At 38.6% G+C, this 12298-nt stretch carries 9 protein-coding genes and 8 tRNA genes; 15 read left to right on the top strand and 2 right to left on the bottom strand.

What is annotated here, in order from left to right; genetic code table 11:
- Positions 1 to 18 precede the first annotated feature (18 nt).
- The 8 genes from V7266_RS08130 to V7266_RS08095 all read left to right on the top strand — a co-directional run bounded on the left by V7266_RS08130 (position 19) and on the right by V7266_RS08095 (position 1493).
- Positions 19 to 92 (top strand) — tRNA-Trp (locus V7266_RS08130).
- 14 nt (positions 93 to 106) lie between these two features.
- A tRNA-His gene (locus V7266_RS08125) sits at positions 107 to 182 on the top strand.
- A 19-nt stretch (positions 183 to 201) separates the two neighbouring features.
- Positions 202 to 276: transfer RNA gene (locus V7266_RS08120), tRNA-Gln, on the top strand.
- 4 nt (positions 277 to 280) lie between these two features.
- Positions 281 to 355: transfer RNA gene (locus V7266_RS08115), tRNA-Gly, on the top strand.
- A gap of 8 nt (positions 356 to 363) precedes the next feature.
- A tRNA-Cys gene (locus V7266_RS08110) sits at positions 364 to 437 on the top strand.
- Positions 438 to 471: 34 nt separating this feature from the next.
- Positions 472 to 557, top strand: a tRNA-Leu gene (locus V7266_RS08105).
- A gap of 21 nt (positions 558 to 578) precedes the next feature.
- A tRNA-Leu gene (locus V7266_RS08100) sits at positions 579 to 660 on the top strand.
- Between the two features lie 759 nt (positions 661 to 1419).
- Positions 1420 to 1493: transfer RNA gene (locus tag V7266_RS08095), tRNA-Gly, on the top strand.
- Positions 1494 to 1826: 333 nt separating this feature from the next.
- On the opposite strand, the gene V7266_RS08090 is transcribed toward V7266_RS08095, so the two are convergent.
- The gene (locus V7266_RS08090) at positions 1827 to 2498 is read right to left on the bottom strand and encodes a B3/B4 domain-containing protein (protein ID WP_335467371.1); all 672 of its coding nucleotides are present in this window, start codon (positions 2496 to 2498) and stop codon (positions 1827 to 1829) included.
- Positions 2499 to 2607: 109 nt separating this feature from the next.
- Here V7266_RS08090 and queG point away from each other — a divergent pair, with 109 nt between their 5' ends.
- From queG to V7266_RS08055, 7 genes are all read left to right on the top strand, one after another.
- On the top strand, positions 2608 to 3741 hold the full coding sequence (gene queG / locus V7266_RS08085; protein WP_335467369.1) for a tRNA epoxyqueuosine(34) reductase QueG: 1134 nt from the start codon (positions 2608 to 2610) through the stop codon (positions 3739 to 3741).
- Between the two features lie 84 nt (positions 3742 to 3825).
- Complete coding sequence (locus V7266_RS08080) at positions 3826 to 4701, top strand: amidase domain-containing protein (RefSeq protein ID WP_335467367.1); 876 nt, start codon at positions 3826 to 3828, stop codon at positions 4699 to 4701.
- 63 nt (positions 4702 to 4764) lie between these two features.
- The gene (gene trmL / locus V7266_RS08075) at positions 4765 to 5238 is read left to right on the top strand and encodes a tRNA (uridine(34)/cytosine(34)/5-carboxymethylaminomethyluridine(34)-2'-O)-methyltransferase TrmL (protein WP_335467365.1); all 474 of its coding nucleotides are present in this window, start codon (positions 4765 to 4767) and stop codon (positions 5236 to 5238) included.
- Between the two features lie 58 nt (positions 5239 to 5296).
- The gene (nfsA, locus tag V7266_RS08070) at positions 5297 to 6046 is read left to right on the top strand and encodes an oxygen-insensitive NADPH nitroreductase (RefSeq protein WP_335467363.1); all 750 of its coding nucleotides are present in this window, start codon (positions 5297 to 5299) and stop codon (positions 6044 to 6046) included.
- A 382-nt stretch (positions 6047 to 6428) separates the two neighbouring features.
- Positions 6429 to 8324: a PrkA family serine protein kinase gene (locus V7266_RS08065; protein WP_335467361.1), complete on the top strand. Its 1896-nt coding sequence runs from the start codon at positions 6429 to 6431 to the stop codon at positions 8322 to 8324.
- 290 nt (positions 8325 to 8614) lie between these two features.
- The gene (gene yhbH, locus V7266_RS08060; protein ID WP_335467375.1) at positions 8615 to 9784 is read left to right on the top strand and encodes a sporulation protein YhbH; all 1170 of its coding nucleotides are present in this window, start codon (positions 8615 to 8617) and stop codon (positions 9782 to 9784) included.
- Positions 9785 to 9909: 125 nt separating this feature from the next.
- Positions 9910 to 10890 carry a CAP domain-containing protein gene (locus V7266_RS08055; RefSeq protein ID WP_335467359.1) on the top strand — a complete coding sequence of 327 codons (981 nt, stop codon included), beginning with the start codon at positions 9910 to 9912 and terminating at the stop codon, positions 10888 to 10890.
- Positions 10891 to 10936: 46 nt separating this feature from the next.
- On the opposite strand, the gene V7266_RS08050 is transcribed toward V7266_RS08055, so the two are convergent.
- Entirely contained in the window at positions 10937 to 12190 is a 1254-nt protein-coding gene (locus V7266_RS08050) for an ATP-binding protein (protein WP_335467357.1), read from the bottom strand.
- Between the last annotated feature and the right edge of the window lie 108 nt (positions 12191 to 12298).

Here is a 12298-nt window from a genome sequence, read left to right as displayed (position 1 = left end):
TCCCCCTCCACCATTTATAGGGGTATAGTTTAAAGGTAGAACGAAGGTCTCCAAAACCTTTGGTGTGGGTTCGATTCCTACTACCCCTGCCATATATATTATAATGGCGGTTGTGGCGAAGTGGTTAACGCATCGGATTGTGGTTCCGACATTCGTGGGTTCGATTCCCATCAGCCGCCCCATTAAATCTTTTATTATCATTGGGCTATAGCCAAGCGGTAAGGCATCGCACTTTGACTGCGACATGCGTTGGTTCAAATCCAGCTAGCCCAGCCATTTTGCGGAAGTAGTTCAGTGGTAGAACACCACCTTGCCAAGGTGGGGGTCGCGGGTTCGAATCCCGTCTTCCGCTCCATAATTTTCGGCGGCATAGCCAAGTGGTAAGGCAGAGGTCTGCAAAACCTTTACCACCGGTTCGAATCCGGTTGCCGCCTCCATAAGTTTTTGAACAAGCAATAGCTATTATATTATGCCGGGGTGGCGGAACTGGCAGACGCACAGGACTTAAAATCCTGCGGTAGGTGACTACCGTACCGGTTCGATTCCGGTCCTCGGCATTGCTTCAAACAACTTAATACGCCGGTGTGGCGGAATTGGCAGACGCGCACGACTCAAAATCGTGTTCCGCAAGGAGTGTCGGTTCGACCCCGACCACCGGTATCATGACACTACTTGTTAAGGCAGTGAAAAAAAGTTTCTTACATATTGTAAGAAGCTTTTTTTATTTTTTTCAATACGATTCTTAGAAACAGATGCTTTGTTTAGATTAATTATATAAGGGTCAGTGTAATTTGCAATCAATAATACGTTAGTTTAAAGCGGTAAACCCTGTGTTATTCCTCCAGATCCACCAGAAGTTTTAGATGCAAGCTTAGATGAGGAAATATTTCCAAATCATATAACTAGTCCAAAAAATTTTATCTATACTTTAATACCAAAAAGAACTTGAAGCGCTAGGGGGTCTCAATGGAGGAACCTCATAGGGATTATAACCAGCAATTGGTTGCGTAGTATAAGGATTAATGTAATTATGATTGTGATTGTGATTAGAAGAATGATGGCTCAGAGTAGCGTGATTATATTGAGCAATACAACCCCCTCCAGCAGGATGTGGACCAGTTGTAATATGTTGAGTCAATTCTTACACCTCTTTCAAAAGGTTTTAATTTATTGTATGAGCCATCATTTGGCTTTGATACTTTTATAACAAGACATGTCCTCATAAACCCGACATGCAGACGAAGCAGCTTAGAAACTTAACACCGTATGATTCGATCGGTTGTTCATTCTATACCAAAAACATAATGTAAAAATAAGAGATTTGAGGAAAATCGACAAAATTTGCGAAAATGACTTGACTCCTTAGATTTATTTGTGTAATATTAATTAAGTCAGATCGTTTATAGTTTTGTCATAAATGCGGGTGTAGTTTACTGGTAAAACCTCAGCCTTCCAAGCTGATGTAGTGGGTTCGATTCCCATCACCCGCTCCATACATATTTAACTAACGCAGTGTATCGTTACATGAGAGAACGATGCATTGCGTTTTTTTATATTTACTTAAAACAATAACTGGCTGCCGGTAAAATTAACTGGCGGATAAAAGAGCAACACTGACGGATGAACGTAGTTAACTGGCGTAAGAGCATAATAAGTGGCGGATAAGATTGAATTACTGGCTGAAGCAAAATTAACTGCCGGATAAAAGAGGAACCCTGGAGGATGAACGTAATTAACTGGCGCAAGTGCATAATAAGTGGCGGATAAGATTAAAAAACTGGCAGCAGCCAGCTAAACAACTGACAGCAAAAACAAAAAGATGCCTATTACAGGCATCCTAGTACTTGGTATGAAGCTTCTCCTCCATGTATCTGTGTAAACATGTTCATTAATGATTCAGTTAGCTTGGCAGCATCCACATCACTGGTTGAAGGACGCAGATAAATAATTTGCAGGGCATTCCGTGTATTCACCGTAGCAGGGGCCCTATCAGAATCAACAAACGGACTTCCAAACGGTCCATTTTCATCCGAAGAGAGAATTAAATGCTCCAATGAGTTGGACCTTCCATTCAAGCCGTTGTACGCCTCACCCACTCGTCCAATCCGAATCACCACAGGAGCTTTTAACCGATCCTGGTCATATACACCGATGGGGACTTGATATTGTAAAGAGAAAAAATTATTAATATCTATCGCACTATGGATAGGTGAAAGATAATTTTGCTTTTGTATCCTTCTAAATAAGGCCTCAGCTGAATGACGATAACGGTTAGGGTCCTTACCTGTCTTTTTAAATATACTTCTCCATTCCATTATGCCGGCAAGGTCTGTTATCTGTTTGTTTTCCAGTTCAAAAAAGATTGACTCTTGGAAAAGCTGGAGCCTGCCTTTCACCATTTGTGGTGAGTCCCCGATCATTATATTCCTATATTCAATTACCCCAATTTTAAAATCTGGTATTTGTTCGCAGATTTCTGCTGAGATATGAATTTCCAACCATTCCACCTCCAAAATTTAATGAAAATAGTTTATCATAAATAGATATGCAATTAATAACTGAACAACTTATATAGATACAAGTCGTCGAAGGAAGGAGGAGTCAGCAGTGGATACTCATGAATTAAAAAAAGAACTGATTGCCTATAGTAAAGAAATTGGCATAGATAAAATTGGATTTACGTCGGCTGACCCATTTATAGAATTAAAAAGCCGTTTGTTGAGACAGCAGGAGTTGGGGTATCAATCAGGTTTTGAAGAGCCCGATATAGAAAAACGGGTAACACCCGCTATGCTGCTTGAAGGTGCTCACTCGATTATATCCATTGCTCTTGCTTATCCCGCGAAAATGACTACGCGTGTCGAAAGCAAAAAGGGAGAAAGAAGAGGAATCTTTAGCAGAGCTTCATGGGGGCTTGACTATCATCATATTCTTCGAGACCGGCTAACTAAACTCGAAGAATTTATCATAAGTAAACTGCCTAATGCCAAGTTAAAATCAATGGTCGATACTGGAGAACTTTCTGACAGAGCGGTTGCAGAACGTGCGGGAATTGGCTGGAGCGGTAAGAATTGTTCTATTATCACCCCCGAATTTGGCTCCTACGTTTACCTGGGAGAAATGATTACCAATATATCCTTTGAACCAGATTCACCGATAGAAGACCAGTGCGGCACGTGTAGAAAGTGTTTAGATGCCTGTCCTACAGGTGCATTAATTCATGGGGGACAGATTAATGCAAATCGCTGTATTTCTTTTTTAACCCAAACTAAAGAACTAATACCTGATGAATTTAGAGACCAAATCGGAAATCGTGTCTATGGGTGTGACTCTTGCCAAACTGCCTGCCCTGTAAATAAGGGTATTAACTATCATTTTCATAATGAAATGGAACCAGACCCAGAGGTGGCAAAGCCCTTATTAAAACCGATCCTAAAATTAAGTAATCGTGAATTTAAAAAAAGATTCGGCTCTGTTTCAGGGGCTTGGAGAGGGAAAAAGCCGATTCAGCGTAATGCCATAATTGCACTCGCTCATTTTAAGGATGAAAGTGCGGTTCCTGAATTAATTGAAGTCTTAGAAACAGAGGCTAGTTCAGTCACTCGAGGAACAGCGGCATGGGCGCTTGGAAAAATTGGCGGTGAAACAGCTCTTGCGGCTTTAAGAAAAGCAAAAGAATTGGAAACAGAGGTCGAAGTACAATTAGAAATAGAAAAAGGCTTAAATTTTTATAACAATTAAAGGGCAAGCCAATTGGTTTTGCTCTTTTTTAATAGTTAAATCCAACCTTCTTTCATATGTATGAAGGGAAAGGGGTGGATTGTCTTGCGGCATTTACTTCAAGACTTATTTGAAAAACGAGTAAATCAATTTGTTTCTAATAAGCGTAGTCATAAAATATTTTTTCCTAAGGCTGAAATCAAGCATGAATCAGCAGCAAAACGTTCAGCGGAGATTGTAAAAGTTAAAGCATTGGGAAAAATCATCGAAGAGTCGAAGGAGGATGAGTTTCAAACAGTCAAATATCAAGCCCACTACCAATATTTAATCAAACAAAATGGCATACTTTATATGGAAGAAGAAATAGAAGACCGAATAGCTAAGTTTTATAAAAAAGCTTTAGTAATGGACGAAGAAATTCGGCCCAATTTAGAATTCGATCCCTATCCTCAAACAACCATTACGGACGTAGAGGAACAAGACGAAAGGTTTAGTTATGAATATAATCGGTTAAAAGCAGTTCAATATGCAGAACGCTGGTGGAATAGCTATAATCCTGCTTATAAAAAGTTTCAGAATGATTGTACCAACTTTATCTCTCAATGCCTTCAAGCTGGGGGAGCACCGATGAGAGGCTATCCAAAGCGGGATGCGGGCTGGTGGCTGCAATATAGTAACTGGAGCTATAGCTGGGCCGTAGCACATTCTTTAAGGCTATATTTATCCAATTCCAGAAGCGGCCTTCGGGCAAAGGAAGTAAGGAGCCCGGACCAGTTAATAGTAGGAGATGTCATTTGTTATGATTTTGAAGGAGATGGAAGATTCAATCATAATACCCTTGTTACTGGAAAAGATGCTAATGGGATGCCTTTAGTAAATGCCCATACCTATAATAGCCGGATGCGATACTGGGCCTATGAGGATTCATCAGCCTATACCCCTAATATAAAATATAAGTTTTATTCCATCATCGATCAATGATTCTTGAAAGCATTTGCCAGAGTGGTATAATTGCTTTTAGAGTTTTGATATGAGGTGAATTTTTTGGCTATACATGTAGTTTTATTTCAACCACAAATACCATCTAATACAGGGAACATCGCTCGGACTTGCGCAGGAACGAATACTCACTTACACTTAATTCGTCCGTTAGGATTTTCTACGGATGATAAGATGCTGAAAAGGGCAGGTTTAGATTATTGGGAACATGTAAATATCACTTATTATGATTCTCTAGATGAATTCTATGAAAAGAATGTTGGTGGTGTCTTTTTTTATATAACGAGATTTGGCCAAAAGGAATTTACCAGTTTCAATTATAGTGATCCGGCTAAGGATTATTATTTCATTTTTGGACGGGAAACCACTGGACTTCCAAAGGATGTTATTCAAAAAAATCTTGATACGGCTCTAAGAATCCCAATGAATGAAAATATCCGTTCATTAAATCTTTCAAATACAGCTGCGATTCTTATATACGAAGCATTACGACAGCAGGATTATCCACATTTAAAATAAGTTAGGGAGGGAGGCTGTAAAATAGGCCTCCTTTTGCTAAAAAGAGAGGATTAATTATATGAAGGATGTAATTTCAACGATTCTCAATCATCGTTCGATTCGGCACTTTGAGGATAAGCCGTTAACGGACGAGCAAATTCACACGATTGTATCTTGTGCCCAGGCGGCAGCAACTTCCAGCTTTATTCAGTCATACTCCATAATTGGTGTAAAAGATAAAAATAAAAAGAAAAAATTAGCAGAATTGTCGGGTAATCAAGAATATGTTGAGAAAAATGGCCACTTCTTTGTTTTTTGTGCAGATCTTTACCGGCATACGCTAATCGGAGAAAAAGAACAAAAAAACCTGAATCCCTCACTTGAAAGTACAGAAAAATTTATGGTGGCGCTGATTGATACTGCCTTGGCTGCACAAAATGCAGCAATTGCCGCTGAATCATTGGGGTTAGGAATATGTTACATAGGTGGAATTCGCAATAACTTAGAAGATGTAAAAGAGCTGTTAAATATACCGGATCGAGTGATTCCATTGTTTGGGCTTGCGGTTGGTTACCCGGCACTTATTACAGATAAAAAGCCAAGACTTCCGTTTGAACATGTTTACCATGAGGATGAATACGAACAGAATATGGAGCATTTTTATCATCAACTAGATGAATATGACCAGTTGATTTCTGATTATTATAAAACACGTACAAACGGGCAAAGAAAAGATCGCTGGACTGAACAAATGGCCAACATGCTTTCGAAACAAAATAGGATGTATATGAAAGAGTTTATTCAAAAAAATAAGCTCGACCTACACTAAAAAATGACTGCCTTCGATAGGCAGTCATTTTTTACGTTCCTCTTATTTATTAGTACCAGGTTTATCGTTATACCCCGCTGTGAAGATAGCTGCTAAAAACGTAATCATAACTAAAATAACAATGAAAGTGCCCATGTTATGTACTGCCCCCTTTGTCCCATTATTTTAAATAAGATTGTTTAGCCTGGTGAAACCCGCTAAACGGACGCTTTTCCGACGCATACAATTTTATTATAGCCTAAGATTTTAAAATGAAAAGAGCAATATTCCTTTTATCGAAATAAAAAAGATAGACAATATCTCAAAATGGTTACGCATGTTCAAGTCCCTTAGTGCATAAAGTATATTAATCGTCTCTGATAACCTACAGGGGGAGGGCCATATGGATATTTTAAAAAAAATCGAGAGCTTTCGTGAAGAAGAGGAAAAACTGCGCTGGGAAGGATCATTCGCTGACTATTTATTGTTGTTGAAGGAAAAGCCGTGGGTAGCACAATCTGCACATTCTCGAGTTTACAATATGATTAGGGATGCAGGAATTGAAGAAGTTAAAGGGACGAAGCATTACAATTTCTTTAGTAATCAATTATTTGGTCTAGAAGAGTCACTTGAAAGGCTTGTTGAAGAATACTTCCATCCGGCTGCCAAAAGGCTGGACGTTAGAAAGAGGATTTTACTTTTAATGGGTCCGGTAAGCGGCGGTAAATCAACCCTTGTGACAATGTTAAAAAGAGGGTTAGAAAACTACTCACGTTCAGACAGAGGCTCCGTTTTTGCCATCAAAGGCTGCCCGATGCATGAAGATCCATTACATTTAATTCCTCATCATTTACGGGCTGACTTCTTTGAGGAATATGGAATCCGGATAGAAGGAAACTTATCGCCATTGAATATGATGCGTCTAGAGCAGGAATATGGCGGAAGAATTGAAGATGTTTTAGTGGAAAGAATCTTCTTCTCAGAAGATAAACGGACTGGTATTGGAACCTTTAGTCCGTCAGATCCAAAATCTCAGGATATTGCTGATTTAACAGGAAGTATTGATTTCTCCACTATTGCGGAATATGGCTCCGAATCAGATCCGAGGGCCTACCGATTCGATGGGGAATTGAATAAGGCAAACCGTGGGATGATGGAATTTCAAGAGATGTTAAAGTGTGATGAGAAATTCCTCTGGCATTTATTATCACTAACCCAAGAGGGAAACTTTAAAGCGGGAAGGTTTGCCTTAATTAGTGCGGATGAGTTAATTGTTGCTCATACAAACGAAACGGAATACCGCTCGTTTATTTCAAATAAGAAAAATGAGGCACTTCATTCCAGGATTATCGTAATGCCGATTCCTTACAATTTAAAGGCGTCTCAGGAAGAAAGAATTTATGAAAAAATGATCAATGAGAGTGATGTTTCGGATGTTCACATTGCACCGCATACATTAAAAGTTGCTGCCATGTTTACCATCCTAACTCGTTTGAAGGAGCCGAAAAAAGGAGATATTGACCTTCTCAAAAAAATGCGGCTCTACGATGGCGAGAATGTAGAAGGATTTAATTTGGCTGATGTGGAAGAACTGAAGCGAGAGTATCCTGATGAAGGTATGAGTGGTATAGATCCACGGTATGTCATCAATCGCATTTCATCCACAATCATTAGAAAAGAAGTACCGTCCATTAATGCTCTGGATGTATTAAGATCATTAAAAGATGGGCTTGATCAGCACCCATCCATTACCGCTGAGCTCCGTGATCGTTATATGAATTATATCTCTTTAGCACGGAAAGAGTATGACAACATTGCTAAAAACGAAGTGCAAAAGGCATTCGTATACTCATATGAAGAATCAGCTAAAACATTAATGGATAATTACCTTGATAACGTTGAGGCTTATTGCAATAAAGCCAAGCTGCGTGATCCGTTAACAGGGGAAGAAATAAATCCGGATGAAAAGCTAATGCGTTCCATTGAAGAACAAATTGGAATTTCTGAAAATGCTAAAAAGGCCTTCAGGGAAGAAATTTTAATCAGAATTTCTGCATTTGCCAGAAAAGGTAAGAGATTTGATTACAATTCCCATGACAGGCTTAGGGAAGCCATTCAAAAGAAACTATTTGCTGATCTTAAGGATGTTGTTAAGATTACAACTTCGTCCAAGACACCAGATGAGCAGCAATTGAAGAAAATTAATGATGTTGTCGCTCGTTTAATTGACGAACACGGCTATAATTCGACATCTGCAAATGAATTACTTCGCTATGTTGGAAGCTTACTAAATAGATAATTGGGTTAAAATAGCACGGACTGGCAGAGAAAACACTGTCAGTCTCTTTTTTTCCAATAAGTAAGTTTCTATTATTGGCTCTTTCAGAAAATATCATTTTTATATAATTATCTTGTCCATTTTTTTAGGCAATCAACCAATTGTCAAAATTATTTGTAAATTATTCGCTACTTCTGCATAGGATAAAGTAATCCATCATTTAATTGATTATTTTCATTCGCGTTATTTTATGTATTTGTTAAAAAATTGTGCAGTATGGAGAAAATTTTTAATTTAATAAGGAGGGGTTTATAGTGACTGTCGATAACCATCAATTTGTGATTTCTAGAGAAGATTGGTCCCTCCACCGTAAAGGCCACGATGACCAGCAGCGCCATCAAGAAAAAGTCCAGGAGGCAATCCGCAATAATCTTCCAGAATTAATTACAGAAGAAAGTATTATTATGTCTAATGGTCGCGATGTGGTAAAAATTCCAATTCGTTCATTGGACGAATATAAGATCCGCTATAATTATGACAAAAACAAACACGTGGGCCAAGGTGACGGTGAGAGTCAAGTCGGTGATGTAGTTGCAAGAGACGGTTCCAACGCTCAAAAGGCACCAGGAAAGGGTCAAGGTGCAGGAGATCAAGCAGGAGAAGACTATTTCGAAGCGGAAGTATCTTTAATGGAGCTAGAGGAAGCACTATTTAAGCAATTAGAATTGCCTAACTTAAAGAGAAAAGAAGAGCAAGAACATCTCGTAGAAAATATTGAGTTCAATGATATCCGGAAAACCGGATTAATGGGGAACATTGATAAAAAACGTACGATGATGTCTGCTTTTAAACGAAATGCAATGAGTGGTAAACCAGCTTTCCACCCAATTTACAAGGATGATTTAAAGTTTAAGACTTGGAATGAAGTAGTAAAACCTGATTCAAAAGCGGTTGTGATTGCGATGATGGATACAAGTGGCAGTATGGGGATCTGGGAAAAATATATGGCCAGAAGCTTTTTCTTTTGGATGACTCGCTTTTTACGAACAAAATATGAAACGGTCGAAATTGAATTTATTGCTCATCATACGGAGGCAAAAGTAGTATCAGAAGAAGACTTTTTCTCAAAAGGTGAAAGTGGCGGGACCATTTGTTCCTCTGCCTATCGAAAAGCATTAGAAATTATTGACGCTAAATATAATCCACGGAAGTTCAATATTTATCCATTCCATTTTTCTGACGGTGATAACTTAACATCCGATAATGCGCGTTGTGTAAAGCTTGTAGAAGAACTAATGAAAGTATCTAACATGTTCGGCTACGGAGAAGTAAATCAATATAATCGCCATTCCACATTAATGTCAGCCTATAAAAACATAAAGGACGAACAATTCCGTTATTATATACTCAAACAAAAAGCAGATGTTTTCCATGCGATGAAGAGTTTCTTCCAAAAAGAACAATCAAAATTATACGCTTGAAAAAATTGACAGGAGAATGCTCCTGTCAATTTTTTTTGTTCTTTTCAGACATTACCAAATATATTTTCCCTAAAAAAATCAACAATATAAAAGCAACATCATCTTTAAAAAGAGGGGTATTACCAATGATAAAAAAACCTGTTGGATTGCTTTTAACGGCCGCCCTTACGATTGGACTTGCTGCTTGTAATACTGATAATCGTAATGATATAAATGACCGTACAGATAATCGTGTCGGAATGGATACAAATGACAGAAATAATCTTATTGTAAATGATCGTAATGACCGAGATAATGGTATCGATCATAACGGACCACTTACAGAGGATTATTCAAACCGTAACAATAATGAACCAGATTTAGATACAAATCTTTTTAATGATAAGCGGAAGATCAAAAAAAATAACGATGATACAGTTTCCGCCTATTACACCAACTTAAATAGCAGCCAGTATCCTCATACTCAGGCCGTTTTAATAAGGGACGCTAAATATCAGTACATTACCGTCGACCCTAGGCAAAGAAACTGGTTCCAATTTGGGTTTATTCAGCCAGGACAAACGAATAATCAACAACCAGCAGCCCAAGCACCTGCACAGCAGCAAACAACAAGGCAGGCACCAAACCAAGCACCTGCCCAGCAAGCAACACCTGTACCTAGACAGCAGCAGACTCAAGCACCAAGTGGTGCCGCGCAAAGTCAAAATAATACTGCAGCCACAGGAACTGTTAGTCAATATGCCCAACAGGTCATTACTCTAACGAATCAACAAAGAACTAAGAATGGTCTGCCAGCTTTAAAAACCGATTCTCAGCTTAGTGGAGTGGCACAAAAGAAAGCATTGGATATGCAGCAAAATCATTATTTTTCCCATACCAGTCCGACCTACGGATCTCCATTTGACATGATGAGAGACTTTGGCGTTACCTATAAGTCCGCAGGTGAAAATATTGCTCAAGGACAACGTACACCACAAGAAGTCGTAACGGCTTGGATGAACAGTGAAGGGCACCGTAAGAATATATTAAGTGCCAACTTTACCCATATTGGAGTCGGATTCGAAGAAACAGGGAAAAATTGGTCACAAATGTTTATTGGTAAGTAATCAAGGGTAAAAACAAACCGACAGATTCTAAAATCTGTCGGTTTGTTCATTTTCCTGTTATCGGAATGGTAGGAAATTCAAAGTGAAAAGTGGTTCCTTTTCCCATCTCGCTCTCGACCCAAATGGATCCATCCATAGCCCTGACAATGCTGTAAACTACCATCATGCCTAAACCTGTGCCATTTTTTCCTTTGGTAGAATAAAACGGTTCGCCTAATCGTTCAAGCTGCTGAGGTGTCATCCCAACTCCGGTATCCTTCACCTTAATCGTTACATCGTTTTGGCTGTATTCAGTAGATACATGTAAATATCCCCCTTGGGGCATCGACTCGATTGCATTTTTCAAAACATTTACAAAGCACTGTCTAAACTTTTGTCCGTCCCCTTTGATAAATCCAATGACGGAAAAATCAGTAATGATTTCGACGGAACTCTGGTTTGCTAAAGGCTGTAGGATATTGATAATTTGACGAAGCTCACTCTTTACATTTATTTCTTCAAGCGAATTCAGTGCGGGTTTTGCAAATGTCAAATAATCCTGGATGACCCTTTCAGCAGAAAATAATTCTTCCTTAACAATTGCAAGATATTCCTTTCTTTTTTGTCTGGATAAATAATCGTCTTGCAACAGTTGTACAAATCCACTAGCTGCGGTTAGTGGATTTCTTATTTCATGGGAGATAGCTGCTCCCATTTGCTCGACTGCCTTTAATTTTTCCGCTTTAATAAGCTCTTGCTGCATTTCATTTGTCTTTTTTATAAATTCAATTCCATATGAGATCATCCCAATACCCAGAGATGGGATGACAAGATAAGCAAACCAAGCATCCACAAGATTGAGTGGTGTATCATCATAACTCATACACAAAACTGTCAGTATGCCAAGAATCATTCCCATGCATACTGTACATAAAATTCTCCGAGCAGGAGCTTGTTTGAAAAACCATGGATGAATGCGCCATAAGATAAATGCAAGCGGCACATAAAGCGCCATGGTTTGCCAAAAACCAATATCGATTCCATAAAATGCCCGGATTCCAATCATAGCTGCGATTAAAATAGGCCCGATACCTACATATAAACCGCCTAGAACTAAAGGAATCATTCGTAAATCAAATCTTGCATCAGAAACAGGTGTGTAGGAAAATTGGATACATAACCATATCATTACATTAAACAACAATATATAAGAGGGCTTTGATAGGGAGAATTTTTTACTTTTTTCAAAATATAATAAACCAGCGAATAGTAAAATTATCATAAGTGAAAGATTGAAGAAAAGGTGTTTCGTGATTTCCATTTTCTCACCGTCCATAATGAGCTCATAGGAAAATTTTACATTTAATTTTGGCAAGTTACAACAAAATTTGCAAAATATTTCGAAAAAGTGACATATACAAGTTTATTA

The organism is Neobacillus drentensis, from assembly GCF_036965645.1.
GTDB classification, from domain to species: domain Bacteria; phylum Bacillota; class Bacilli; order Bacillales; family Cytobacillaceae; genus Neobacillus; species Neobacillus drentensis_D.
Note: the sequence above shows the minus strand (reverse complement) of the source record. Positions and strands in the feature narration are given on the sequence as shown.